The organism is Sphingobacterium sp. E70 (assembly GCF_019285695.1).
Taxonomy (GTDB): Bacteria; Bacteroidota; Bacteroidia; order Sphingobacteriales; family Sphingobacteriaceae; genus Sphingobacterium; species Sphingobacterium detergens.
On sequence record NZ_CP079104.1, the window covers coordinates 4,349,153 to 4,372,698 of the forward strand.

General features: G+C 37.7%; 34 protein-coding genes, 1 tRNA gene and 2 pseudogenes. 20 read left to right on the forward strand and 17 right to left on the reverse strand.

Translation table 11 applies throughout. The features are described from left to right. Positions 1-452 precede the first annotated feature (452 nt). The 8 genes from KUH03_RS30705 to KUH03_RS30740 form a co-directional block, all read right to left on the reverse strand. Positions 453-665, reverse strand: coding sequence for a hypothetical protein (locus tag KUH03_RS30705; protein WP_257088157.1), 213 nt, complete (start codon positions 663-665; stop codon positions 453-455). A gap of 264 nt (positions 666-929) precedes the next feature. Beyond that, positions 930-1,088 (reverse strand): hypothetical protein, encoded by a 159-nt coding sequence (locus KUH03_RS30710; protein WP_257088158.1) that lies wholly within the window; start codon positions 1,086-1,088, stop codon positions 930-932. A 207-nt stretch (positions 1,089-1,295) separates the two neighbouring features. Continuing rightward, complete coding sequence (locus KUH03_RS30715; RefSeq protein ID WP_257097466.1) at positions 1,296-1,616, reverse strand: cupin domain-containing protein; 321 nt, start codon at positions 1,614-1,616, stop codon at positions 1,296-1,298. Then, positions 1,571-1,804: a hypothetical protein gene (locus tag KUH03_RS30720; RefSeq protein ID WP_257088159.1), complete on the reverse strand. Its 234-nt coding sequence runs from the start codon at positions 1,802-1,804 to the stop codon at positions 1,571-1,573. Before KUH03_RS30720 ends, KUH03_RS30715 begins: the two co-directional genes overlap by 46 nt. A gap of 4 nt (positions 1,805-1,808) precedes the next feature. Then, positions 1,809-2,027 (reverse strand): carboxymuconolactone decarboxylase family protein, encoded by a 219-nt coding sequence (locus tag KUH03_RS30725; RefSeq protein ID WP_257088160.1) that lies wholly within the window; start codon positions 2,025-2,027, stop codon positions 1,809-1,811. 38 nt (positions 2,028-2,065) lie between these two features. After that, positions 2,066-2,533, reverse strand: coding sequence for a carboxymuconolactone decarboxylase family protein (locus tag KUH03_RS30730; RefSeq protein ID WP_257088161.1), 468 nt, complete (start codon positions 2,531-2,533; stop codon positions 2,066-2,068). A 130-nt stretch (positions 2,534-2,663) separates the two neighbouring features. After that, positions 2,664-2,906: a hypothetical protein gene (locus tag KUH03_RS30735; RefSeq protein ID WP_257088162.1), complete on the reverse strand. Its 243-nt coding sequence runs from the start codon at positions 2,904-2,906 to the stop codon at positions 2,664-2,666. A gap of 24 nt (positions 2,907-2,930) precedes the next feature. After that, entirely contained in the window at positions 2,931-3,980 is a 1,050-nt protein-coding gene (locus KUH03_RS30740) for an alpha/beta hydrolase (RefSeq protein ID WP_257088163.1), read from the reverse strand. A gap of 338 nt (positions 3,981-4,318) precedes the next feature. Here KUH03_RS30740 and KUH03_RS30745 point away from each other — a divergent pair, with 338 nt between their 5' ends. After that, positions 4,319-4,966: an AraC family transcriptional regulator gene (locus tag KUH03_RS30745; protein WP_306429220.1), complete on the forward strand. Its 648-nt coding sequence runs from the start codon at positions 4,319-4,321 to the stop codon at positions 4,964-4,966. A gap of 415 nt (positions 4,967-5,381) precedes the next feature. On the opposite strand, the gene KUH03_RS30750 is transcribed toward KUH03_RS30745, so the two are convergent. The 3 genes from KUH03_RS30750 to KUH03_RS30760 form a co-directional block, all read right to left on the reverse strand. Beyond that, positions 5,382-5,531 carry a hypothetical protein gene (locus KUH03_RS30750; protein ID WP_257088164.1) on the reverse strand — a complete coding sequence of 50 codons (150 nt, stop codon included), beginning with the start codon at positions 5,529-5,531 and terminating at the stop codon, positions 5,382-5,384. 104 nt (positions 5,532-5,635) lie between these two features. Next, positions 5,636-6,262, reverse strand: a complete 627-nt coding sequence (locus KUH03_RS30755) for a hypothetical protein (RefSeq protein ID WP_257088165.1) — start codon at positions 6,260-6,262, stop codon at positions 5,636-5,638. 72 nt (positions 6,263-6,334) lie between these two features. Continuing rightward, entirely contained in the window at positions 6,335-7,177 is an 843-nt protein-coding gene (locus KUH03_RS30760) for an SH3 domain-containing protein (RefSeq protein ID WP_257088166.1), read from the reverse strand. Positions 7,178-7,389: 212 nt separating this feature from the next. Here KUH03_RS30760 and KUH03_RS30765 point away from each other — a divergent pair, with 212 nt between their 5' ends. The 7 genes and pseudogenes from KUH03_RS30765 to KUH03_RS30800 all read left to right on the forward strand — a co-directional run bounded on the left by KUH03_RS30765 (position 7,390) and on the right by KUH03_RS30800 (position 10,933). Next, positions 7,390-7,827, forward strand: a complete 438-nt coding sequence (locus tag KUH03_RS30765; protein ID WP_257088167.1) for a GNAT family N-acetyltransferase — start codon at positions 7,390-7,392, stop codon at positions 7,825-7,827. A gap of 593 nt (positions 7,828-8,420) precedes the next feature. Continuing rightward, positions 8,421-8,897: a hypothetical protein gene (locus KUH03_RS30770; protein ID WP_257088168.1), complete on the forward strand. Its 477-nt coding sequence runs from the start codon at positions 8,421-8,423 to the stop codon at positions 8,895-8,897. 147 nt (positions 8,898-9,044) lie between these two features. After that, positions 9,045-9,374, forward strand: a complete 330-nt coding sequence (locus tag KUH03_RS30775; RefSeq protein WP_257088169.1) for an SDR family NAD(P)-dependent oxidoreductase — start codon at positions 9,045-9,047, stop codon at positions 9,372-9,374. 2 nt (positions 9,375-9,376) lie between these two features. Continuing rightward, positions 9,377-9,592 carry an SDR family NAD(P)-dependent oxidoreductase gene (locus tag KUH03_RS30780; protein WP_257088170.1) on the forward strand — a complete coding sequence of 72 codons (216 nt, stop codon included), beginning with the start codon at positions 9,377-9,379 and terminating at the stop codon, positions 9,590-9,592. Continuing rightward, on the forward strand, positions 9,589-9,783 hold the full coding sequence (locus tag KUH03_RS30785) for a hypothetical protein (RefSeq protein ID WP_257088171.1): 195 nt from the start codon (positions 9,589-9,591) through the stop codon (positions 9,781-9,783). The genes KUH03_RS30780 and KUH03_RS30785 overlap by 4 nt, the downstream gene beginning before the upstream one ends. 258 nt (positions 9,784-10,041) lie before the next feature. Next, positions 10,042-10,655 (forward strand): annotated as a pseudogene (locus tag KUH03_RS30790) (ROK family protein). Beyond that, complete coding sequence (locus tag KUH03_RS30800; RefSeq protein ID WP_257088174.1) at positions 10,652-10,933, forward strand: ROK family protein; 282 nt, start codon at positions 10,652-10,654, stop codon at positions 10,931-10,933. Before KUH03_RS30790 ends, KUH03_RS30800 begins: the two are co-directional and overlap by 4 nt. Positions 10,934-11,704: 771 nt before the next feature. Here KUH03_RS30800 and KUH03_RS30805 read toward each other — a convergent pair. Next, a complete protein-coding gene (locus KUH03_RS30805; protein ID WP_257088175.1) occupies positions 11,705-12,520 on the reverse strand; it encodes a hypothetical protein in 816 nt (271 codons plus the stop codon). Between the two features lie 227 nt (positions 12,521-12,747). Between KUH03_RS30805 and KUH03_RS30810 the strand changes: the two genes are divergently transcribed. Both KUH03_RS30810 and KUH03_RS30815 read left to right on the forward strand, forming a co-directional pair. Further along, positions 12,748-13,101 (forward strand): hypothetical protein, encoded by a 354-nt coding sequence (locus KUH03_RS30810; protein WP_257088176.1) that lies wholly within the window; start codon positions 12,748-12,750, stop codon positions 13,099-13,101. Between the two features lie 61 nt (positions 13,102-13,162). Beyond that, positions 13,163-13,420: a hypothetical protein gene (locus tag KUH03_RS30815; protein ID WP_257088177.1), complete on the forward strand. Its 258-nt coding sequence runs from the start codon at positions 13,163-13,165 to the stop codon at positions 13,418-13,420. A gap of 490 nt (positions 13,421-13,910) precedes the next feature. Here KUH03_RS30815 and KUH03_RS30820 read toward each other — a convergent pair whose 3' ends face one another. The 3 genes from KUH03_RS30820 to KUH03_RS30830 all read right to left on the reverse strand — a co-directional run bounded on the left by KUH03_RS30820 (position 13,911) and on the right by KUH03_RS30830 (position 15,051). Beyond that, positions 13,911-14,441 carry a VOC family protein gene (locus KUH03_RS30820; RefSeq protein WP_257088178.1) on the reverse strand — a complete coding sequence of 177 codons (531 nt, stop codon included), beginning with the start codon at positions 14,439-14,441 and terminating at the stop codon, positions 13,911-13,913. Between the two features lie 87 nt (positions 14,442-14,528). Continuing rightward, entirely contained in the window at positions 14,529-14,747 is a 219-nt protein-coding gene (locus KUH03_RS30825; RefSeq protein ID WP_120258917.1) for a PLDc N-terminal domain-containing protein, read from the reverse strand. Between the two features lie 222 nt (positions 14,748-14,969). After that, positions 14,970-15,051, reverse strand: a tRNA-Leu gene (locus KUH03_RS30830). 630 nt (positions 15,052-15,681) lie between these two features. Between KUH03_RS30830 and KUH03_RS30835 the strand changes: the two genes are divergently transcribed. The 10 genes and pseudogenes from KUH03_RS30835 to KUH03_RS30880 form a co-directional block, all read left to right on the forward strand. After that, complete coding sequence (locus tag KUH03_RS30835; RefSeq protein WP_257088179.1) at positions 15,682-15,942, forward strand: hypothetical protein; 261 nt, start codon at positions 15,682-15,684, stop codon at positions 15,940-15,942. Further along, positions 15,939-16,751, forward strand: a complete 813-nt coding sequence (locus KUH03_RS30840; protein ID WP_257088180.1) for a hypothetical protein — start codon at positions 15,939-15,941, stop codon at positions 16,749-16,751. Before KUH03_RS30835 ends, KUH03_RS30840 begins: the two co-directional genes overlap by 4 nt. 205 nt (positions 16,752-16,956) lie before the next feature. After that, a complete protein-coding gene (locus KUH03_RS30845) occupies positions 16,957-17,130 on the forward strand; it encodes a hypothetical protein (RefSeq protein WP_257088181.1) in 174 nt (57 codons plus the stop codon). Continuing rightward, on the forward strand, positions 17,127-17,597 hold the full coding sequence (locus KUH03_RS30850) for a hypothetical protein (RefSeq protein ID WP_257088182.1): 471 nt from the start codon (positions 17,127-17,129) through the stop codon (positions 17,595-17,597). The genes KUH03_RS30845 and KUH03_RS30850 overlap by 4 nt, the downstream gene beginning before the upstream one ends. Beyond that, positions 17,573-18,379 (forward strand): hypothetical protein, encoded by an 807-nt coding sequence (locus KUH03_RS30855; RefSeq protein ID WP_257088183.1) that lies wholly within the window; start codon positions 17,573-17,575, stop codon positions 18,377-18,379. Before KUH03_RS30850 ends, KUH03_RS30855 begins: the two co-directional genes overlap by 25 nt. Positions 18,380-18,426: 47 nt before the next feature. Continuing rightward, complete coding sequence (locus KUH03_RS30860) at positions 18,427-19,269, forward strand: carboxypeptidase-like regulatory domain-containing protein (protein ID WP_257088184.1); 843 nt, start codon at positions 18,427-18,429, stop codon at positions 19,267-19,269. Further along, a complete protein-coding gene (locus tag KUH03_RS30865; protein WP_257088185.1) occupies positions 19,266-19,676 on the forward strand; it encodes an alpha-2-macroglobulin family protein in 411 nt (136 codons plus the stop codon). The genes KUH03_RS30860 and KUH03_RS30865 overlap by 4 nt, the downstream gene beginning before the upstream one ends. Continuing rightward, positions 19,649-19,930: a hypothetical protein gene (locus KUH03_RS30870; protein ID WP_257088186.1), complete on the forward strand. Its 282-nt coding sequence runs from the start codon at positions 19,649-19,651 to the stop codon at positions 19,928-19,930. The genes KUH03_RS30865 and KUH03_RS30870 overlap by 28 nt, the downstream gene beginning before the upstream one ends. A gap of 252 nt (positions 19,931-20,182) precedes the next feature. Then, the gene (locus tag KUH03_RS30875; RefSeq protein ID WP_257088187.1) at positions 20,183-20,821 is read left to right on the forward strand and encodes a hypothetical protein; all 639 of its coding nucleotides are present in this window, start codon (positions 20,183-20,185) and stop codon (positions 20,819-20,821) included. Positions 20,822-21,078: 257 nt separating this feature from the next. Then, positions 21,079-21,363, forward strand: a pseudogene (locus KUH03_RS30880) (hypothetical protein); the annotation flags it as partial. Positions 21,364-22,469: 1,106 nt separating this feature from the next. Here KUH03_RS30880 and KUH03_RS30885 read toward each other — a convergent pair. Further along, on the reverse strand, positions 22,470-22,967 hold the full coding sequence (locus tag KUH03_RS30885) for an AraC family transcriptional regulator (protein WP_257088188.1): 498 nt from the start codon (positions 22,965-22,967) through the stop codon (positions 22,470-22,472). A 29-nt stretch (positions 22,968-22,996) separates the two neighbouring features. Beyond that, on the reverse strand, positions 22,997-23,353 hold the full coding sequence (locus KUH03_RS30890) for a cupin domain-containing protein (RefSeq protein WP_257088189.1): 357 nt from the start codon (positions 23,351-23,353) through the stop codon (positions 22,997-22,999). Between the last annotated feature and the right edge of the window lie 193 nt (positions 23,354-23,546).

A 23,546-nucleotide genomic window follows, 5' to 3' on the forward strand; every position in this document is an offset into this window, starting at 1 on the left:
TCTACTATTTTGGTAGATATTTTTGTTTTTATGATTTTAGATCTTTATATTTGTACTATCATAATTTAGGTTTATAATTGGTTATTTAAAGGTTTTCATTCTCCCCGTTTGAAAACCTTTTTTTGCGAAAGTGTCTGTTTTCTATTGGTCAGAAAGGACCTTCAGTTGATTTTCATGGCTGTTGGTGCTTACAAGAGCATGAAGGTTTTGTTTATGTATTGTTTTAATCAATGATCAATTCATGGTCTATCTGTCGTTCAATCCTATCTAGCGAAAAAGATCGTACACTGGTTTTAATTTTCCTACACTGGTTCTAATTTTAATGTAAGATCGCTGTATTTATCATTTCTCTCATCCTTGTCGGGAGCATAGGAAAATGTATATCTTAAACTGAAAGTGTTAGAACTTTTGTTGGAAACATTATTCGTTTCAATCACTATACTAGGAGTCTGTTAGTTCATTCGCATCTTATGGATCTTGTTTGATACATAAGCGTTATACTGTATGAAGCTTGGATATTGATCTGTTTTAGCCATTTCTGGGATAATAATGGCTAATTCAGTACCCAAATCTAAAAACTGTGTCTCCAGGAGCTTAAACCTATTTTCATCAGCACGCTCTTTAGCCTTGGTCATTTCAGCGAATAGGTTTTCCAGCTTATCCAAATATTTTTCTGCTTTCTCATTGTTTAACTCGGGACGATTTGCGTTTCCTACCTGTTCTGTCGCTTGTCTATTTTGGGCATTGTCCTCTTTTTGCCAGCCTGATTATTGTTGAAGAATGTATTTAAACCAAAAGCTAGTAGTGTAAACAGGGGTAGAACAATCAGCATGATAAGCGGTCTGCCACCGTATTTTTAAATTTGATGTAAGCATAATATAAAAGTATGCCTCCCAATATAAGTAAACCGATTGCTAAACCTATATTTCCTAAAAATTCATAAACAGGAAGTAATATTCTTGGGATTCTATACGATGATTGCTCATTAAAATAACTGACTCCAAGAACCAAAAAAATGCGCCAATAAATCCCATTGCAAAGGATTTAACTTTTTCTGCAATTGCCTGAACGTTGTTTGCTGTTGTCATTTTGTCGAAGGTTTAACGAGCTGAACAAATAGCATCAGCCTTTATAAACTAAAATTAATGACTACTATAAAATTAAATCTTATCTATTTACAATCCGTGATATCCCTTTTACAATTCGACTAATGGGATCTCCAGAATACCGGCTACTGCTTATTGGATCGTCAAGACTCATTAATACGAAGTATGTTACAGGGATTAGGGCTACCTTTATTTCTGCCCGCCGTAGTATTCCGCGTCGCTTACAGGCTCTAGCCAGACTGTTTCTCCTTTTTCCCGCCCAGTTATCGCAATCTGTACAAAGGCTGTATCCGCACTCGCTCCATGCCAATGAGGGACATTGATCGGACACTTCACAACTTCTCCTTTCCTTACGATCACCTTTTCCTTGCCCTTTTCCTGATAATATCCAACCCCATCCAAAGCCAATATAATTTGTCCTGCTGGGTGAGAATGCCATTTTGTTCGTGCACCAGGTTCGAAGGTTACACTTCCAACAGCATTTTGGTTGGTATTATCCGCATCGACCAGGCTGTTAAGCCAGGCTGTTCCGTGAAATTATCATTTTCGATTTTTTTCCCTTTGGCAAAAATCAGATTTTCAGTTCTGTTCATATCAGTATTGATGGATTGTACCTTGTTTCCACATGCCGAAAGCAGGGTGGTGAATATCAGTGGAGTAATTATTTTTAAGTGTTTCATTTGTAATAGCTGTTTCATTGTTTTACTTTGTTGTCTTCAGCACCTCGTCCAGTACATTGCCAGCAACAATTGCTTCACCTTCCCCGATCTTTGACTTTATGATCGTAACGAATTGTTGCAATTGTTCGGCAGTCAGGCCGACATTCAGACATATTTTCAAATGGGATTGAAGCATGGGCTCGACGCCACCGATACTTGCGAGTACCGAAATTGTGACCAGCTCCCGTTCTGTATAACTCAAAATATCCCGTTCAAAAATATCAGCAAATAGATGTTCTTTCAGAAAACCTCTATAATAGGGGCAAAAGCGGCATAACCAGTTTTCGTTCCCATTTCAGGGGCACCCGTTAGTTGCTGCAGTATTGTCCGCCCACGTGCATATTTACTTTCACTATTATCAATAGACGAAGCTTCGGCTCCGGGTGGATCTGTTATACCTTTTGCTTTTCGTTCGTCCAGTACAACCATGAATGTTTGTAGGCCGCGGATACTTCTTGGAAACCCAGCATAGGCATAGATATGCACAATGACCTCCTTGATCTGGTTAACCGTCAAACCGGCGTCAAGTCCTGTTTCCAGTTCTGTTTTGAGCATAACGAGATCTCCTTTTGCAGTGGATGCGGCGATGGCCACAATATGCTGTTCTTTTAAAGATAAGCTTTTCTTTGGGTTTGTTTGCGCTTTCAACATAGAGGAAAAGGATACAAATAAGATAAGTAGTATGTTGTTTAATTTATTGCTAGTCATTGTTATTCTTGATTATACAATCTGCGTTCTGGAATATTGATCTTTTTCAATTACCTGCTATCAGGGACAAGTAGCTTTGTGAATGACAAAGAGCCCAATTTCCAGACACCGTTCTGTTTCATCCGCTTTTTTATACCAGATACCGCCACTTTTGATGACATCGAGTTCCCGTTGTTTCCCAGGAGCCACCCATATGGACGAACATGGATTTTTCATGAAAGAGCTTATCTAATTCGGAGGTGTTTTTATCAGCCATCCATTGCCATTTTTCTTTGGATATCGCCATGATCTCCTGATCGGGAGAAGATTGCTGTGCAAAGGACAACTGTAGCCCCATGACGATGAATAGCATATTGAATATTAATTTTTTCATCTTGTTTGATTCGTTTTAAATCCCTTATTTCAGATTTTCACCAAAGAAGCTGGTCAATTTTCCTACAGCTTCTTCAACATATTCCGGTTTCCAGTAGGTTTCAATATGTGTGGCCCCTTCGATTACAAAAAGCTCCTTGTTTTTTGCATTGATTGCTTTTGGAAAAGCTTCGTCGCTCATATATTTTGTGTCAGCTTTACTTCCTGCGATCATGAGCAGCGGTTGATCGATAAGTTCGATCTGATCAGTAGCATCCCATGTCATGAGATCCATCAAACTGCTTGTTGTATAGAGAAAGGTTGAATTGGGATGAGCGTGGGTTCGGTAGTAATAGACAAATCCTTCACGATAGAGATCGGTTGGTGTTTTGGCAATTTCTTCATCCGTTACGCTGGCGAGCCCCGAAAGCTTGATCTTTCCACCGGCAGCTTCTTGCGCGCGGGCATCCGAAGCTTGTTTTAGGCGCTCTTGAATGGTATTTATCTGGGAATTCTGAAAACCATTACGTCTTACCTCACCAGAATTGAACATACTCAGGGTAGCTATGGCTTTTAGACGCTTGTCCGATTGTGCTGCTTTAAGTGTATAACCACCACCACCGCAAATTCCCAACGCACCTACTTTGTTTGCATCTACGCCAGCATACAAACTTATAAAGTCTGCCATTCCACGGATATCTTCGGTACGGAATTGGGGTCTGTCTGTATGACGTGGAGTGCCACCACTTGCACCCTGATAAGCTGCATCGGCAGCAATGGTAATGTACCCCGCTTCTGCCAAACGCTGTGCATATAGGCCCGCGGTTTGCTCCTTGATACCACCGTTAGGATGGGCGACAACAACCGCCGGATATTTCTTTGAACTATCGTAATCCGCAGGAGTATATACGTTGGCAGCGATATCGATTCCATTCAATTTGTAGCTGACGGGATGGATATTTACTTCACCCTTTATATTTTCCTTGATGGCATCCCCATAGACAAGACCAAAGGGGTTTTTGGACTTGTTCTGGGCTTCTGTGATCATGCCCGTTGCCATAAACATGGCTACTATAATATATTTTATCTGTTCCATTTGATGTGATTTTAAAGTTATTTCCTGTTATTTAATTTTTACAAACCAATCTATCGTTAGTGCCTTCATCGCTGCTTTCAGTGTTTATGCAAAGTTCAGCATGTTGGCTTGCTTTTTGGGTATACGGATTACAGGTATTACTACCAATATTACTTATCCAAACTTTTAGTTTTTAATTGTTTATCCTGATACAATGTGCTCACAATACAAATCTCAGGTTTACAGCAGCGGAATATGGTATATGGATTACTTATATTGATACCATTATTACTGATGATAGCCTGTTTAATAAAATACTGGATTTCAGTTTTGTAATTTTGAATAAATAAGAAATTGCCATGGAAGAGATTATCAATTTTAAAACAATCAAAGAATACAACAATTTCAATAATAATGAAACGTTGCATCCCTTGATTAGCATTGTTGATTTGAGCAAAGCGGATCCAAGAAAGTTGTCGAAGCTTAGGTATGAATTTTATACCATATTCTTTAAAGAAGTGAAATGTGGAGACTTGAGATATGGACTGAAGAATTACGATTACGAGGAAGGTACTTTGATATTTCTCGCACCGGGACAGGTGATCGGGGAGAATGGAAATGAATATTATCAACCCCAGGGTACAGCTTTGGTTTTCCATCCGGAGCTTTTATATGGGACTTCGCTCGCCAAGGACATTAGCAATTATTCTTATTTTGCCTATTCCGCCAGTGAAGCGCTACATTTATCAGAGCAGGAAAGGAAGACCATCATTGACTGTCTGGAGAAAATCAAACTTGAATTAAAACATAACATCGACAAGCATACCAAGAAGCTGATCGTTTCCAATATTGAGCTCTTCCTCGATTATTGTCAGCGTTTTTATGATAGACAGTTTATCACCCGCGACAATGTAAATAAAGGAATATTAGAAAAATTTGAGACGCTTTTAGACGACTATTTTAATTCTGAAAAACCTCAGGAGAATGGCTTTCCGACAGTATCTTAATGTGCTGAACAGTTGTATCTTTCTCCGAACTATTTTGGCGATCTTATCAAGAAGGAAACTGGCAAATCACCACAGGAATTTATTCAATTCAAATTGATCGAACTTGCAAAACAGAAAATATTTGATACTGAAAAAGTATTGGTGAGATAGCGTTTGAACTCGGATTCAAATACCCACAACATTTTAATAGGTTTTTCAAAAGACAATCGGAAAACTCCGGGGAATACAGAACTGCAAATTTAAATTAAGGTCGACCAATTCGTGGTGATATCTATCTAAAGATTTTTGAAGGGATATTTCAACGAAACCGGTTAATATGATGTTATTTTTCAATAGAAGGAGTAGCTCAGATCGAGGATGCGATCTTCAAAATAATGAGCCATTTTAGCTGTTTCAGATTTTCGTTGTATTGTCGTTAGAAAGCCTTTTTATTATACGTCATAATCAACTCGCTGACTTTTTGCCCATTCCAGCTATTTTCCATCAATACCAGATTTTTGTTTTTGTCATAGGTATATTTTTCATTTCTAGGCTCAATACTGGCATTTGTTTCATTTATTGCCAATAGAAGTCCATCTTTAAAATCATATTGTTCGGAGGGTATGGTCTTGGCAGCACAACCAGCATGGAGAAATTGAACAATAGGTTGATTATTTAGATAATAATACGTTATCTTTTGGTGACAGGTATCTTGACTACCCCATTTTTTACAAAATCGAAGAATTCTGTACGTTCCTCTGCCTCAAATTTATTCTCTGTAAAATAACGATATCGCCAGGAAGAAAACTTATTTTCATTGATCATGTTGTTTAATAGATTTTCATCCGGCCAAGATCCTTTGAGAATGATTTGATCTAAACCGGGAACAGGTTCGCCCATCCAATCATTATTTTGTGTTCTATTGGGCATTTGAGCGTTCAAGGAAAAGATACTGATATTGTCAATTCGATTTTTTTCGTCATACCCATACAGCTTTATTTTTACGGTGCCATTATGATAATCAATTCTCGCTTCTCTAGCGACAAGACCATTGGTATTATAGTGATATGCTGTATAAAAAACAGTATCTATTTTTTCTTTATTGAATCGGGTCATACTTATGCTCGCCAAAAGACCATTGGAATCAAATGCATAGTGATTGGCAATTCCATTTTCCTGACTTTTGAGGGTTGCATTTTTTACCCTATTTTCCTTCATAAAAGTTGGGTTAAACGGGAATATTGTCTTTGTGAAATAACCTTCGATCTCAAACGGAGTAACCAGATAGAAAGATGGTACTTGAGCGCTTCCGGTCATTGGAGCAAGGGATACTAAGATACCGATGAAACGGGAAAAAGACTGTAATTCAGGTTTATCATATTTTAAAAATTATACTGGATCGTAACAGAATTTACAGTGTGGTTTCATAAAAACAACAATATCATTACCAAGCGTGGATATTTTGAGTGTATTGTTATTTCCATTGTTCCAGGTTATTACAACTGACTGTAGGATTTTGTCTTCAATTTCTTCTCCTTTCTGATAGAAGACCTCCCATTTATATTCGTTGCCTTCGCTATCTTTAAAACTAGATGTCCCTTCACGCAGTACTGTATTTAATTTAAAAACCGATTTAAAACTTCCGATATGTTGTATCAGGTTATAAACTGCGAATATATTGGTATTTGGTATCTGCACAGTCTCCGAGGAATTTACGTCATAACCTGAGGTCACCGTTAGAAGTATTCCGTTTTGAAATATTTGCCTTGAAATGTAATTGTCATGTTCACTTTCGCTCAAGGATTCAGCTATTTTGCCACTTTCCCATTTATTGCCGAAGGGTTGAGCGAATTGTTTCAACCAATCAGAAAGCTTATCCGTATTCTCCTTCGGTGGCTGTATGGTTGCCAAATTATCTTTTATAACATACCCCTTGACATTATTATGTGTTACTTTCATCCAATAAGTTCTTGCTCCATTTACGACCACTGAATTGTCTAGCATGGTCAGCTTATCTACATCTGAATTATTGAAGGTCACTTTAGAACCATAGGTGACGATCGTTAGGACATTTGCTTGTTCGCTGGGACTTTCATAAAGTTTCACTCCCTCAGACAGTGTCGCATAATAGGTTTTGGGTACTTGCTGTGCAAATGCATTTAAGCTAAAAACAAATGCTAAAAAACTGAAAATCCAAGTTTTTTTATGAATGAATGTTTTGAGGCTTGCCATAGAGATAATTTATTTTATGAATCAATCTGATCACTTCATCACAATTGAAGCCGACGAAGGCAGCATGAATGCCTTAAAGGGAAAATTGACGAATGAACAAACAAATTTATACAGATGAAATATAGCTATAATTGTAATTTTATTCTAAAGAATTTTATTTTAAATTACAATGAATGGGGGGGGTGCTTTTTTACCCTTCAAAATTTACAGGTATGATTAGAAAAATTGAAACGAGCGATTATCAAAATCTGATCCAAATATGGGAGAGTGCTGTGTTGAACACACATGATTTTCTGAAAGAGGAGGATTTTAATTATTATAAGGCGCAAATTCCAACCTATTTTGAGCATGTTGTGCTGTTGGGCTATGAGGAAAATGGCGTATTAGTTGCGTTTATGGGAATTGCTGGAGAGAACCTGGAAATGTTATTTATTCACAATGATTTTCGTGGTAGAGGAATTGGTAAACAACTGATTTATCATGCAATAAAACATCTGGAGGTGGCTAAAGTAGATGTAAATGAGCAAAATATCCAAGCCGTGGATTTCTACAAGCATATCGGATTTAAAGTTCTTGAAAGGTCCGCATTGGACGGACAGGGTAAAGAATACCCTATCCTACACATGGGGTTAGAAGCTAAAAGCTACTAAACTGTAGTGCTATTATTTTATTTGCGAATGTTAAAGATTAAACCAGCTTCAACTCCGAAGATATGTGTCCTATCATGATAGTTCTCAGACTGGAATGGAATCAGTGAATACATTTTATAATGAGGTGAGAGTGAAACTGTCAAAACAACCAATAATGACCTGGAAGGTAAGCTTTTTAACATAGTTAACTTTTTGTTGTATTTTTTTGTGTTAAATGTCGGATAAAATGGTAGGCTTAGCCACTTCCCAGACCTCTAAATGGTAGGGAGTTAATCTTGTTAAATAAACATCTGTTTATTTAAATATTGAATATATAGAGAAATATTAAGATTACGTAATTGCCACAAATAATTTTCAATCAACAGCTTCAACTTTATTGCAGGGGCTATTGACGGGGTGTATCTATCTGTTACTTCATGTTGTAGCGAATCAATGGAAACTGGCGTTTGATATTATGCTAATCAAATAGATGTATTATGAAACCATCATGATTTATTCAAACCGAGTGAAGCGAGCTCATGAATGCCGCATAAAGCATACACTCTATGAATAAATCTGATAGCTTCATTACAACTAAAAACAAATTTATACAGATGAAAAAATATCTAAAATTATTCCTCCTATCCCTAGTTTTTATTACTGTTGGAGCTTGTAAAAGCAATGACGATAACGTATACTGTGCCGAGATTTATATTCCAATGGTAAGCAACATTAATTACCTAAATGAAAATGGAAAGGATTTAATTTTTAGTGACAACCCGCTTTATCCTGCCGAAGGAATTAAAATATATAAAATAGCGCCAAACGACCAACATATTTCCCTTTCTTTTACAATAAACAGAAGGCAAAAGTTTATTGCCGTTAATTTAGAAAAAATGGAAAATGGAACGTTCTATATACAACTCAAACCCGGTGTAATAGACAGAATAAACTATACAGCTAAAATTGATGAAGCTGATCCATGCAGAGATTATAAACTAACGGATTTGAAGCAAAATGATAAATCAGGTCAATATGATAAAAAAACGCAGGTTTGGACTTTAAAAAATAGGATCAAAAAACGCAGGTGACCAAAATCAGTGCTGTGATCTTTAATGCTCGATTTTTTTGGAGGAATTTTTATTGACTTCAAAGTGAAGAATAACAAATGTAGCAAGTTTCGGATTTTATCTTTTATCTATCCAGATAGATTTGTATTAACTAATACATCAATCGATATGCAGATTTTTAAAGATAAGGTCATCCTGATCACGGGAGCCAACAGAGGGATAGGTAGGGCGCTTGTAGACGCGCTGCTAAACAATGGGGCAGGAAAGATATATGCTACCTGTAGGAATTTGAGCACAATGCCGTTATTTGATGATAGCCGTGTCGTACCATTGTCCTTGGATATAACAGATGATCAGCAGATCGCAACGATTGCAGCTGCCACTCAGGATACTGAAATCCTTATCAATAATGCGGGCGTTTTAAGTGCAGGAAATATTTTGGATGGCGACCTGTCGGGAATGGATAACGATATGAAGGGAATTATTTTGGAACAATAAAGATGATGCGTGCGTTTGCACCTATTCTGAGAAAAAATAAGCCATCAAAAATGATCAACATTGTTTCGATTGCAGCTTATTCACCCTTACCATCTATTGCGGGATATGCTGCTTCAAAAGCAGCCCTCTTTTCAGCAACACAGTCTGTCAGAATCGAATTGGCGAGAGAGGAGATTGCTGTTTTGCGGTCAATCCCGGAGCAATTGATACGGATATGAACAAAGGGAGTGATTGGGATATGCCGGATCCGGATAGCACAGCCTTAAAAATATTGGAATATGTATCTAAGGGTAAACTTGATATTGTGCCTGATGAGATGGGGCAAGGGATGTACAATACCTGGCGAGAAGATCCTTCAAAGCTAGCAAAGATCTTTTCAGATCTTTATTATGTTGAAAATACGAACTAGAGACATAAAGCACGATCTATACATGAGCCTGGTTTTTAACGCGTCGAACTCGACGCGTTAAAAACCAGGCTCATGATCTTAAATAATCGAACTAGCATCGACAATCGACAGGCTGTTATTGTAATATCTGTTTAAACAGACCATCATTGTATTCGATTGTTTCATCGTCAGTATCCAAACTGGTACACGAATCCCTTGTTTAATTCACTATAAAATACTATCTTTTCTAAGTTTAAAACTTAGAAACAAGGAATAGTAATGTCATTAATAGATTTATCAAAACGTGTAGCGCTAGGCATAGATATCGGAGGTACCAATACGAAATTTGGGGTAGTCAATCATCGGGGTGAGGTACTTGAAAAAGGAAGTATAAGAACGAATGATTATGAACATGTTGAAGCGTTTATAGACGCTTTGTATGAGAAAGCCCATCCTTTTATCGAAATGTTTGGTGGTGAAGAGAACTTTGATGGAATTGGAGTTGGTGCTCCCGATGCGAATTATTATACTGGGACAATAGACCATGCCCCTAATCTTCCCTGGAAAGGCGTGATTCGATTTAGTGATTTAATGACTGCCAAATTCAATATTCCCTGTACAATCACCAACGATGCAAATGCCGCAGCCTATGGTGAAATGCTTTTGGTGCAGCAAGAGGAATGAAGGATTTTATTATGATCACTTTAGGAACAGGTGTTGGAAGCGGCATTGTTGCTGGCGGGAAGCTTATTTATGGACATGATGGATTTGCAGGAGAACTGGGGCATACGATCGTCAAACCTGGAGGAAGAAAGCATTGGAGCACGGGTTCTGAAGGAAGTCTGGAAGCCTATGCGTCTGCAACGGGAATCACAATTACTGCGAAAAAATGAGAGCTGAATTTCCGGAGTCAATGCTGAATCAATATCCCGAAGACGCCATCAACTCCAAAACTGTTCATAAATGTGCGGAAAAAGGTGACCCCATTGCCATTGAAGTCTTTAGGTATACTGGTCAGAAACTGGGGGAAGCATTGGCAAATTTTGTGATGTTCTCCTCTCCAGAAGCTATTTTGCTGTTTGGTGGGGTAATAAAAGCTGGTGATTTTATTTTAAAACCTGCAAAGTTGCACATGGAAAGAAATCTTTTCCTTTATTTAGAAATAAGGTGAAACTGGTTTTCAGTGAACTGGAGGAAGCAGATGCAGCCATTCTAGGAGCCAGTGCTTTGGTTTGGGAAAAGTAATTATAATAATGCATATTTAATTTGTGGAGAGGGGGCAGCGTTTTTACTATTAAAGGGCATAGTATTTGCTTAACTTATTCTTTAAAAAATTGAAAAGTTTCTATACAATTAAAAGACAAATTTAAATAGATGAAAAAGACCATTTTATTTTTTGTATTGCTCTGCACTGCTTTTTTTTCAAAAGCAGATCAACTTTCGGCACTAACACAGGCGCAGGCCGAGAAAGCTGTTGGATATCTCAAGAAGGAAGCAGTTGTTGTTTTGTGGTGCAGCTGTTGTGATAATGAAACACCGAAAAAGTTACCGTTAACGAGGTGTTTTTAAAAAAGATAGCGATGGAAAATATTATTCTGTCATATTAAAAGGTAGAGATGAAAGTGGAAAGGAAGTTGAAGAATATTTAGACCTAGCTTACGTGTTTGTAAAAAAGGTAAAAAAGCAAAGAGCCTGGGTAAGGTATTAAAATTTGAGTGCGACCCTGTACAAAACCTTTCGACTGGTCAGCTTAAGTTATAACAACAATTTTGAATCTGTGGAGCTAACACGCACAGCGATTGAAAAAAATCAGCATGGAAGATTCCATGCTGATTTTTTTGAAAGATACTGAACACCAATTTGAGGTATTACCTTCCGGATATCATCCCACCTAATACCTATCTGTAATCTATTCTGTTTGCCTCAGTATCTTCAAGCTGCCTTAAAATAGATTGAGGAATTTCATCGCTGTCAATGGGGAAGCTGATCGAATCGGAGATAAAGGTCTTTCTTTCTGCTTTTGAAATATCTCAAATAGCGCAATCGGTTCCTGATTAAAGCTGATACAGGTACTTATAAAATGCAATTCAAAGAGCTTATATTCTGGGTTTTTAAGCTTTTCATTGATGTCTTTTATTCTTGAAATAAAATGCCGCTGACGAATAAATGTATTGCTGTTCATTATGATAAAGACAAAGTCTGAATATGCTGTTACCTTCCCAAAATATTTGTGATGATCACCACCACTTCGTTCAATAAAATATTCATCAGAAGTTTCAGACTTGTAGATCTCCATCGCGGAACGCCATATCCGATCCTCTTTAGCCTGTAGAATATTGTCTGGAAGATTCCTGTTATAGGAATACCAGCATCCCACCAACCGATCCAAAAGCAATGTGTTCTGCTTTGCATTGTTCATATTAATCCGTAGATCATTAAAATTAAATGCTTCCGTATTTGAATTAATAAAATCAATATAATTTGCATAGCCTAAAACTCTGACGATTAAGCTCAGTTTTGCTAAATTAGGTTTGCTTAGAATGGTGGTCTTATTCTGGTAATACTTCTTTAGTTTGTTGATTATCAGGTGTTCATAAAGATAGTTGGAACCCAGTATTTCAGGTTCTTTGGTGATGCTTTTTTCTGTATTGTCCTTGATAATTAATTCATTAAGCTCTGCAACGATGTAAGACCATTCGGTTTTTGTGACATCTTCCCAATGATTTTTCTTCAAAAAATGCATGCTCAGAAAATTCATTAATTTCTCAAGATGCAGGATATCTTCTTTTTCATCCGTCTTTGTATAAGACTAATTTAAGATTTATTTACAACATAAAGAGACTGTTGTAGGACTTTTATATTTTCTAATCAAAGCATATTTGAATAAGAAATAGAACTTAAAATTTAAAACAATGGAAACAAACACCATACTACAGAACGATTCTCTCTGGAGCAGGCTTCAGAAGTTTTCGTTAGACAGTCCAGATGTTGATCTTCCTTTTTCAAAGAAACTGGCCAAAGAAGAAAACTGGACTTTGGACTTTACAAAAAAAAGCGATAGAAGAGTATAAGAAGTTTGTCTATCTCTGCTGTATTTTGCCGGACGGTGCTTCACCAAGTGAAACCGTAGATAAAGTCTGGCATATGCATCTTATGTATACTCAAAACTATTGGGAGGAATTCTGTCCGGAGATTTTGAAAAGAAAGTTACATCATCACCCATCAAAAGGTGGCGTCACAGAAAAAGTAGGCACAAAAAATGGTTCGGAGATACGTTGGCCAGCTATAGAGAAATTTTTAATCAAGATGCACCCCAAGATATTTGGAATAATAATCTGAAACCTTCGGGACTGAGTTGGTTTAAAAGATTAAAGCTGGTTCCCTTTTTGCGCTGCTGTTGATGATGACGTCTTGCCTAGGAGAAGTGATTAATACGTTGGCAGCCATGATTGTGTTGGTGATTAGTATCTTCTTCTTGCTAGGTTTTTTCTCCTGGATTTTTGGTGGTACTATCACGAAAAATCCAAAAAATGGTAACAATACTAATTCTGATGGCGGAAGTTGTGCTACTACAGGGGAAGCTGTAGCGGAGGTGGAAGTTGTGGTGGTGGCTGCGGTGGCTGTGGCGGTTGCGGGGGCTGTGGAGGTTAAGACCTGAATTTATACCGCTGAAGGCAACCTGAGCCAAGTGAGCTGAACGATTGAGCCCATGAATAATACCTTATCTAAAAATAATTGATGAACAAATAATTCAGACAGATGAAAAGAATACTATTTCACTCGGCCACAATTGTAATAAGTATGATCTGGCTTGTAATAAACCATCAAACTTACAATCCATTTTCTTTGAAAGGACCTGAATTTTTAAAGTTTTATTTGATCCTTTTATCCGGATTTTACCTTTCAGTTTTTAGTCTTAACTATTTACGGCAGACTGGTTCGAACACAACATTTTACTTTATGATGGTCATTCTTGTTTCAGGAATGATAAAAATAGCAATTGGCCTTTTTTAGGAAAACCAGTTGGTTATCTTATCATCCTATTAATAATACAGTTTGTCGCTATACGCCTATGTGGTTTTATTGGTGGAACAACTCAGAGAGAGGTCTGATGATATTTTAACTCCCGAACCAAGTGCAAATAACTATTAATCCATTCCCCACAAACGATGTATTTGCAGGAAATAGAGTAATAGACCGTATATGTTTAGCTGTATTGTTTGAAGGGATTCCTTATGCTCCCATTTTTTATTGCCTTCAAAGTGGATCATCCATGCAATGCCGAATTTATCCTGAAAGGACGCAAATAATTCGGCGAAAAACTGCTCGCCCAAAGGCATTTCCATAGTTTGGGCGCCTGCCGAAAGTTTATCATAAAGTTCTGTTGCCTCTGTTGCAGATTGAGCGTCCAACATCAAATAACTGCCTGTTCCAAAGGTCGCTTTCTGTCCGAAACTCTCCAAACAATCTGAGCCCATTAGCATAACCGAATCGTTAATATTGAGTGCAGTATGCATAATTTTATCCTTATCAGCTTCTGCAATAGGATGTTCGGGATCCGCAGGCATGTCGCCGAAACGATGAACGCCCATTAGTGGAGTATTAAATACTGTTTTGTAAAAGTCAAATGCTTCTTCGCAATTGCCATTGAAATTTAAGTACGCGTGTAATAATGCCATGATAATATTATTTTAGTTGAATACCTCAAAGATAAATTCGACGATGACACCAGTATGTCAATAGTTGTCGAGAATGGCTATTTATTGTTAATAAGCTTCTGGCTTTTTTGTTTCAATCATCCAGTATAAGATACTGCCGATAATATTGAAAAGGAAAACAACCACAACCCAAAGAAGTTTCTTGTCATTAGTAAACTTATTGTTGGTAACAATATTGTATAGTGTATAAATGACCAAGAACTGCGGAATAAACAAGAGGAGAAGAATGAGTTCTTGGGTTCCAATGTTTAAAAATAAAAGGTTCATATCCAAATCGGTTATAGCTAATAATTAGGTTATTAAGTTAATAGTATTAACACTAATATAATGAATTTAGTTTTGTAATTGTTCGCCTTATTGGGTTTTATCGTAATTCAAAATATCTTATTGAATAAGAGATAGATTAAGGCAGTAGGGTGGCTCAGATAATTCTGGGATATTCTAAAATAAAAAAATCCTCCTGAGATTTTATACTCAGGAGGATTTAAGTGCGGAAGAAGGGACTCGAACCCCCACGCCTTGCGGCGCCAGATCCTAAGTCTGGTGCGGCTACCAATTACGCCACTTCCGCATTAGGATTTCTTTGATGTCGCAAATATATAAACCTCAGCGATATCTTGCAAGTATTCTGCTTACATTCGTTGTACAGGGCAGATTATGAGTTAGATATTTTTAATGTGGGCTTTTCTGGTAATGAATGGACTTTATTGTTCCTCTTTTTTAAGCTATCGAACTTGACAGGTTTAGGTTGTTATATTAGGTCTTCAAAAAAATATTTTTTTGTCGTTGTGGAATTTGAAAATTTGCTGCATCCCTTTCTTGAAAAAATCGAATTGAGCGAAACTAAATCAATAAGTTTGTTTGATTTAATTTCTTTATTTTTAAATAAACTATAGCCAATAGCATTAAATATGAACTGGAGACTCTTCGCAATTAGCCTTTTAGCATTTTTTTATTCAACAGCCTTGCTTGGCCAAACTAATTTGTTTGACGGCAAACGCCGATCTTCTGAATATTACATTTATAAACTCAGCCCTGAAGTTTTAAAAAAGATCCATATTGATAAAGTGAAATTTGAAGAGTCGATGCTTACAGATTTTGTACTTAAAACTAAAAAAGAAGAAAGGCGAGTAGATCTACCCAGGGGAACTATGTACAGGTTCGGGCTGAGGAAAGCAATCTGCTGTACCGCGAATTTGTTGTGGATGATCTATATGCTAAAATCATACCAGGGGAGAAATTTGCGGTCTGTTTATATGATTCATTGGGCAAGCTGATCACAGATGCAAAACTGAATTTAGGCAAACATCGCATGTCCTATGACAAAAGGCATAGTTACTATAGTACCAAAAATGCTCACGATGGTGATATTGTTAAGATTTTACATAAAGGTGTTTATCACTATCTCAGTGTAGAAAAAACTCGTCCTATAAATATAGACAATCCCTATGGAGAGGCTTGAAGAATAGCTGGGTACGTACGAAATATCGGATTGGTAATATTTTTCGTAAGAAAAATCCCCGTGGAACACAGCGTTTTATAGTGTTTAATAAACCTATGTATAAACCAAATGATCAGGTCAAATTTAAAGCTTATCTCGAAAAAGGGAAATGGAAACCCTATAGAGATTCAGTTAACGTACGACTAATGGGTGGATATGGATTTGCCAAAGATACTGTTTTGACTAGGCTCGGACCATATCGTCCGGGAATGTATAGCTATTCTTTTGACCTGAATGCTGGATTAGGACTTATGTTGGATAAATCGTACCAGATTGTATTGGAATCGACCAGAGACAAAGAAATATTACATCAAGAAGTATTACATTATGAAGATTATGAGCTAAAAAGCATCACCTTTAGCATGAAAACCGACAAAACTATTTATGCTAAAGGTGACAGTATCCGTTTAAAATTAAAAGCTGTAAATGAAAACGATATGCCAATTTACGATGGCAAGGTAGAATTAACGGTTTTGCCCATGCCACAATTTTCCGCAAGTATGAAATCTAATCGTGTAAATTTTGTTCCCGATACACTCTGGAATACAAGCATATCGCTCACGGAAGTAGCTGAAAAAGAAGTCATATTGCCCGATACTATTTTTCCAGCAGATATTGGTCTTTCTTTTCAGGTAATTGGCACCTATCTGAGCTCAGATAATGAGCGATATAGCGAAACACTTGATCTTTCCGTGTTGGAAACAGAAAAGGAAATTCAACTCTCAACCAATGATGGAATTGCCGAAGCAAAATATTTTGAGCGGGGATAGAAAAAATAGGAACTGCAAAAGTTCAGGTCTTTGGCGAAAGCGGTGAAATTTTAAGAACAGAAAACAGCAAGCTACCCGCAACTATTCCGCTTCCTTGGCAGGCCTCGGGCATAACTGTTGAAACAAACGGAATAACCAAGACAATAGATCTGGAGGATGAACAAAAAGACAATTGAGCTATCGGTTTTATCGCGCTGCTGATTCTGTGATATTAAATGTCCATAACCCTGCTGCTATCCCTTTTTGGTATCAGGTACGCAAGGCAAAAAGAACCATTGCTTCGGGTTATACAACTCAATTAAATCAGGCATTTGCCGGAAAAGGAAACGATGGCTATAGTATGCAGATTACGTATCTCTTTGGGGAAGGTCACAGGTGATTAAGGAAGAGCTACCTTTTATACAGAAAAAACTGAATCTGGACATCAATACAGCAACAACAGTTTATCCGGGCCAGAAAGCCGAAGTACAGTTGTCCGTAACAGATATGACAGGTAAGCCGGTCAAGGATATTGACATTACTGCATATGGTTTTACCTCAAAATTCAAGAATACCAGATTCCCGAATATTCCCATTGGAGGTCTGATGCGGAGTGCAAGACCAATTCAAAATGACGACTTTGACTTGGATGAGGAGCAGATACAGCACAATAAAGCATTAAAAGATTGGGCGAGATGGTCGAAGGAAATGCAATTGGATACAATTGCTTTCTATCAATTCCTATTTCCAGCTAATTATTATGAGGCAACGCGGCCGCTCACAGGAAATCAAAGCCAACTTTCTCCGTATATCGTGGTAGATGGTCAAGTACAGGGGTACACATGTTATGGATCGACGGTACTTTGATCTACTCAAGGCAGACACAACATCAGGCTGATTATATCTTTGCAATTTATCCCGGGCAGCATGATCTCCGTTTTAGAACCAAGGATAGGGAGATCTCTGTCAAGGGCTTTTATGTTGAAAAAGGAAAAAGAATAGTAGCCTCTTTTAATGCTGCGCGAGATACTGTTTTTTCCTATTCGGACAAGACATTGCGACAAGGACAGATTATAACACGTATGCTTCCCAAAGAACAGATCGGAAATCTTGGTACTGCTGAAATCAATGAACTAAAAAAACAGCTTATTTCAGTAACGAATAACTTTGGCGCTTGGCAATTACCTAATCTAAACGCGCAGATCGAGCTACCTGCCTTTATCCAGACGGCAGGTGATCTTTATTATTTAAATCCTGAATCAAATACCATTTATAACAATAAGTTGAGAACCCAGGTTCCTTTACCTGTATTGGTAGGCCCTTTCCCAAGAACAGACATATATAATAATATTCCAAAAGTAGCTGCGCTAATCGTAGATACGACAAAAATTGGACGTTTTGAAATTGAAGGCGGGTACCAATACACTCTTTACCGGGACTATCAAAAACTCAAAAACTGGGATGCAAATTATATTCGCAAAGACGCCTATGATTTTAAGCCAAAACTGACTTTCGATGAAAAAATATGGGCGGTTGGAGACATCAGGAAAAACGTAGCCGATAAATTTTCTCAGCTCATGCAAAATAGTGGCGGACTGGCACAATTTGTTACGATAAAAAAGACCCAAAGTCCAAAGTATTTAATCTAAATCTGATCCTGGGAAAGGATTCAGACAGAAAAGACGTTAAGCCAACATTGATTTTTATCGAGCCAGCAAAAGAGGCCGATCGCGGTTATTTTAGGTTGTATTATGGCGCTGAACGTAATTTCAATAACCTGCCTGTCAACGATATTATAGTACATATTGTTAAAGATGATTCTACATCATACAGCCTACCAGTAAAGTTAAAGCCTCATGGTAAAAACTATCTAAAATTAGATGCTATTTCGTGGAGCCAAACATCAGATATTGCCGCTTTAGCTTACAAACTTGTTCGTGATGAAACCACTATACAGCGGGTGGCAAATCCGTTGCGGGATTCTATTCAGTATGAAGTAACGGGAGTGGAGACAGGACTAAAATTAGATCGGGCAGGTTTTATTGCCAAACGTAAGGATAAACAGCAAACGAGGGTTTTGGTATATCAGGGTGATACACCTCTGATAGGTGCGACAGTAAAAGTACAAGGATCGAAGCAAGGATATGTTACGAATTTTGAAGGAAGTGTTGAATTGAATCTTACGGAGTCAAACGATGCTACCCTAGAGATTGTCTCAGTTGGTTATATTGCCTCGATTGTAAAGGTTTCTACTGGCAAGGATTATTTTGTTGAATTGCGACCATCTGAAAATAATTTAGAGGAGGTGGTTGTCGTAGGTTACGGAATTCAAAGGAAGCAAGCAATGACAGGATCAGTAACGACGATCAGCTCACAGCATATGGAAAATAATATTTCACAATCCTTACAGGGACGTGTTGCGGGAGTGACCATTCGTGGGAGCAATACTGGCGGAAATGCCCGGCCATTGATATTAGTAGATGGAGTACCTTATACGGGGATCTTTCTAACCTTGCTCCAGGAACCATTGCTTCATTGAATACCATAAGAGATCAGTCTATGGTTGCACTTTATGGATCAAGCGCTGCGAATGGCGTAATCATGGTACAAACGAAAAGTGGCAGCGCGGCGGTTTCGCCAGCACCCATCACTATGCCATACCTGGAATCTGTAAATGCCATGCGCGTCAATTTTCATGATGACGCTTTCTGGCAGCCTAAACTAACAACTGACGCCATGGGTAAGGCGAGCTTTGATATTTCCTATCCTGATGATATCACAAACTGGAAGACTTTTTTATCGCTAAAGGGGCAAAAGATTTTACAGATACTAAGGAACTGCAAATTAAATCCTTCAAAGCTGTTTCAGCCCATCTGGCTATCCCGCGATTCGCTATTCGGGGTGATCGATTTATGGCGATGGGACGGATCGTTAATTATCTACTAGATACTTTGGAGGTATCCCGGACCATTAATAATGGGATTAATTCAACTGTAGCGAAACTAAAAATAGGTAAATCATATCGCGATCCCTTCGCTGTTCAGGTTGCCGAAGGAGACAGTGTGCGGCTTTCCTATTCTATTGGACTTCCAATGGTTACTTTGATGGCGAAAAACGAAGTATTCCTGTTTGCGAGAAAGGACTTGAACAACATCAGGGAGATTTTAAAGTACTCAATGATTCCAATCCTTATGAACTAAAAACATCCTCTGCATTAGGTGAGATTACAGTGCATGCAGAAGCAAATTCATTGGAATTGGTCCAACGGGAAATCGAGCAGATAGGAACTTATAAATATTTGTGTAATGAGCAACTGGCATCTAAATTAAGTGCGCTCCTTTCGAAAAAAATGCTTTCGACTCTTTTGAGCAAACCTTTTGGAGAGGAAAAAAGATACTCAGTCTCTTAAAGGAATTACGAAAAAACAGGAACACGAGTGGAGGCTGGGGCTGGTGGAACAAAGTGAAACCACTCCGTGGATCAGTAATTATGTGGTCAGTGTGCTATTGGATGCCGAAGATGCAGGTTATAAAACCGTGCTGGATAGAAGTAAATATATTGAACAGGAGGAATTGAATCTTAAAAATAGTTTAGCTTCGCTGGAGGTGCTTTTAGATAAAGATAGATTAACGGTAGCGAAAGAAAACTTGTTTAGTTCCTTGGTTTTTCTAAATCGTTTGGATCCCAAAGCAAACTATAAGGAGTATTTCTACGCGATCGATAAAAGGCTAAAAAGTAAAACTATCAAAGATAAATTATTACGTGCTTTGTTGATTTCTAAATTGGGGATTACAAACGAACTCGGTATTGCTGATACTGTACTCCAATATGCGTCAAAAACTATTTTAGGAGGAATGTATTGGACGAATAGACAGCTTGCGGATCAGCAACTGGGAGTATTCCTTCGTCCTAATGAGACTAATACCGAGAATACCTTATTGGCATACCGAGTTTTAAAAACAATTGGGGAGCAAGAGTCAGTGCTGGAGCAAATACGAAACTATTTTTTTTCGCACAGCGGCAACAAGGCAGTTGGAGTAATATATATGAGTCTTCACGTATTATACAAACCATCCTTCCTGATTTGTTGAAAGCCAATGGGACGACTTTTCAAGCTCCAGTAGCAATAGTCAATGGCAAACGTGTAACTACATTCCCGTATACCCAGAAATTTGCGCCATCAGATCAGGTTAAAGTTAGTAAGGAGGAACAGGACCATTATTTGTTACCGCATATCAGCGCTTTTGGAATCCGAATCCTACTATTGAGACAACGAAAGGTTTCAAGATCTCTACACGATTTAAGGGCAATTCGGGACAGGGTAATTTGTTAAAGAGGAAAGCCGGTCAAACTCGAAGTTTCGCTAGAGTTAACCGGCGAAGCCGAATATGTACAGATTGAAGTGCCAATTCCAGCGGGTTGCTCCTATGAGAGCAAATTAAATGGATATTATTGGAAAGAAGCACATCGTGAACATTTCAAAGATCGCGTTGTTATCTTTTGCAATAAACTGAGCAAAGGGGCACACTTATTTGAGATTGACTTATTGCCACGTTATACCGGAACTTATACATTGAATCCGGCTAAAGCAGAACTGATGTATTTTCCTGTTTTTATGGAAATGAAAAGCTGAAAGAAATAGAAGTAAATTAACAATTACAAAATAGATGATGAAAACAATGCTCAAATGGTTATTGTATGCCACAGTTGTATTTTTAGCTCTTTGTGCATTGAGCTATCATAATGATACAGATAATGATGGTAGCCTTAGTTTCGGTTTCCCATTAGTGATTTATCATAAAGCAGTCTATGTTTTTTTCGTAACAACTAATTCAATTGGACAGTTAACGGAATTTCACCCTGGCACTTTTTCATAGATGTTGTTTTTGCCTTTGCTGTTTCCCTTGTATTTACTACTGTGGGTCGCTGGCTAAAAAAAAAAAGAAAGCATAATAATCGTAATGGAATAACACCGATGTTTTAAAATATAAAGATGACTATAAAAAATTTAACATTCATTTTTATCTTGTGCCTGGCAATTTATGCACATGGTCAACAATTAGCTATTAAAGAATTGCAGTATCTTCCGTATAATGGTATCGCCATGGAGGAACTTTGTTAGATTAAAGGTTCGGTCAAATCAGTACAAATTACCCTTACAGAGTTTCAGTCTGTAACCATGGTCAATTCGCTGGATAAAAAACAGATTTATGCTATCCATACGACTATTGATGGTAGACTAAAATTTATGCACTATCTTTTTTAACATCTGTTTTCCAGGCCTCAAACTTATTGCGTAAGGCAGTTATAGCATTGACATTTTCATTTTCTCCGGTTACGACTAGATTGATTGATAAATTTTGAGGATCATCACTTGGTTTTGCGACTGGATAGCTTCATAACGGTTACTGTCTAAAATGAACAAAAAGAGACTATATTAAAGTTAATTCATTTTTTTAATAACAACCATACTTCCAAATTGAAAACTATTCGATTTGATTATCAGCTAATTATTTATCGCTACCAAAAACAGCCTGAAGATAGAGATGCTTTTCACAATATCGGATGTAAATTAGATCCCGTGCCTGTTTAATGGTTGTGTATGATAGAAGATATCAGCTTGAAGTTAATGTTGGAAATCTTGGCGATTGAAGAGTCGTAGTTATTGCTGGCAGGCATGACTATATCAGGTAGGGTTATATCAAAGATAACGAGTTGCAGCTATTTATGACAATACTTTTATTGCCGATGTTCTTGCCGATAGGCAATCGGAGATTTTCCGGTTTGCTGTTTAAAATAGCGGTTGAAGTTCGAAAGATTGTTAAATCCTGAGCTCGTACAGATGGCAGAGATACTCTCATTTCCGTCACGCAATAGCTTACAGGCATGTTCGATTCTGACTTCAATGAGAAAGTCAAAATAGCTTCTTCCGGTACGAGACTTAAAATAGTGGCAAAAAGCATTCGGAACCATGTATACTATACCGGCAATGTCACTTAGCTTGATGTCTTTGTAAAAATTGTCCATGGTGTACAAGTAGATCCTGCTTAAACGTGTTTCGTCTATTTTCTTAAAGGGTTTGATAGCGTCATTTTCGTAGCTCTGGGGAATATCTTGGCTTGCACTGATTTCATTTATTAGCAGTAGTAACAAAGGTAGCTGTTCGTAGCTTTCACAGCTTTCTAGCTTCTTGAGCTTCCTTATTGCAAGCGTTTTTGTCCGACCTTCGAGTTGCAATCCGACCTTTGAAGCGGTTAGTAGCTTGCTTAATAAATTGTTTTCAGGAGATTGAGGAAATCTTGCCCTAATTTGTTGGGATCAAAATGTAATGTGAACAGCTTGAGAGGTACCGGCGTCCTGCCGTGCTTCATGGCATAGTCATAATAGCGGTTCGTTTCGAATTTGAACATGTGTGGCGCATTTGCGCCAATGAGGATGATCGTACCGCTGGAAATTCTTTTGGACGATTGACCTATTGAAAAAGTTCCCTCTCCCGAACAGATATAAATCAGCTCGAGTTCACGATGACTATGGAAGCTGTTTGCGGCATGGTAAACATCAGCTGTTGCTAAGGTAAACATCGAATTTTTGGTTAGGATGGTCTGTCCAAAATAGTTTTCCATTTATATAATATAAATACAAATATACTTATGATGTAAATAAAATTATTAAAATAATATCAGTTTGTCTTAATATTTAACAAATGACTTCAAAAAATGCAGCCTAACTTCGTGTAAAATAATTGTATAATGAACAACAACAGATTTACAATGCGCCTGATTGAAGCCTCTATTGAGGATATTGATTTGGTAGGAG

Coding starts and splice junctions, on each gene's coding strand:
- KUH03_RS30710 (WP_257088158.1), bottom strand. CDS start 1,088: ATGACAACAGCAAACAACGTTCAGGCAATTGCAGAAAAAGTTAAATCC.
- KUH03_RS30720 (WP_257088159.1), bottom strand. CDS start 1,804: ATGAAACAGCTATTACAAATGAAACACTTAAAAATAATTACTCCACTG.
- KUH03_RS30730 (WP_257088161.1), bottom strand. CDS start 2,533: ATGACTAGCAATAAATTAAACAACATACTACTTATCTTATTTGTATCC.
- KUH03_RS30735 (WP_257088162.1), bottom strand. CDS start 2,906: ATGAAAAAATTAATATTCAATATGCTATTCATCGTCATGGGGCTACAG.
- KUH03_RS30740 (WP_257088163.1), bottom strand. CDS start 3,980: ATGGAACAGATAAAATATATTATAGTAGCCATGTTTATGGCAACGGGC.
- KUH03_RS30745 (WP_306429220.1), top strand. CDS start 4,319: ATGGAAGAGATTATCAATTTTAAAACAATCAAAGAATACAACAATTTC.
- KUH03_RS30755 (WP_257088165.1), bottom strand. CDS start 6,262: ATGACCGGAAGCGCTCAAGTACCATCTTTCTATCTGGTTACTCCGTTT.
- KUH03_RS30760 (WP_257088166.1), bottom strand. CDS start 7,177: ATGGCAAGCCTCAAAACATTCATTCATAAAAAAACTTGGATTTTCAGT.
- KUH03_RS30765 (WP_257088167.1), top strand. CDS start 7,390: ATGATTAGAAAAATTGAAACGAGCGATTATCAAAATCTGATCCAAATA.
- KUH03_RS30770 (WP_257088168.1), top strand. CDS start 8,421: ATGAAAAAATATCTAAAATTATTCCTCCTATCCCTAGTTTTTATTACT.
- KUH03_RS30775 (WP_257088169.1), top strand. CDS start 9,045: ATGCAGATTTTTAAAGATAAGGTCATCCTGATCACGGGAGCCAACAGA.
- KUH03_RS30780 (WP_257088170.1), top strand. CDS start 9,377: ATGATGCGTGCGTTTGCACCTATTCTGAGAAAAAATAAGCCATCAAAA.
- KUH03_RS30785 (WP_257088171.1), top strand. CDS start 9,589: ATGAACAAAGGGAGTGATTGGGATATGCCGGATCCGGATAGCACAGCC.
- KUH03_RS30800 (WP_257088174.1), top strand. CDS start 10,652: ATGAGAGCTGAATTTCCGGAGTCAATGCTGAATCAATATCCCGAAGAC.
- KUH03_RS30805 (WP_257088175.1), bottom strand. CDS start 12,520: ATGAATTTTCTGAGCATGCATTTTTTGAAGAAAAATCATTGGGAAGAT.
- KUH03_RS30810 (WP_257088176.1), top strand. CDS start 12,748: ATGTTGATCTTCCTTTTTCAAAGAAACTGGCCAAAGAAGAAAACTGGA.
- KUH03_RS30815 (WP_257088177.1), top strand. CDS start 13,163: ATGATGACGTCTTGCCTAGGAGAAGTGATTAATACGTTGGCAGCCATG.
- KUH03_RS30820 (WP_257088178.1), bottom strand. CDS start 14,441: ATGGCATTATTACACGCGTACTTAAATTTCAATGGCAATTGCGAAGAA.
- KUH03_RS30825 (WP_120258917.1), bottom strand. CDS start 14,747: ATGAACCTTTTATTTTTAAACATTGGAACCCAAGAACTCATTCTTCTC.
- KUH03_RS30855 (WP_257088183.1), top strand. CDS start 17,573: ATGTTATGGATCGACGGTACTTTGATCTACTCAAGGCAGACACAACAT.
- KUH03_RS30870 (WP_257088186.1), top strand. CDS start 19,649: ATGGGACGGATCGTTAATTATCTACTAGATACTTTGGAGGTATCCCGG.
- KUH03_RS30890 (WP_257088189.1), bottom strand. CDS start 23,353: ATGGAAAACTATTTTGGACAGACCATCCTAACCAAAAATTCGATGTTT.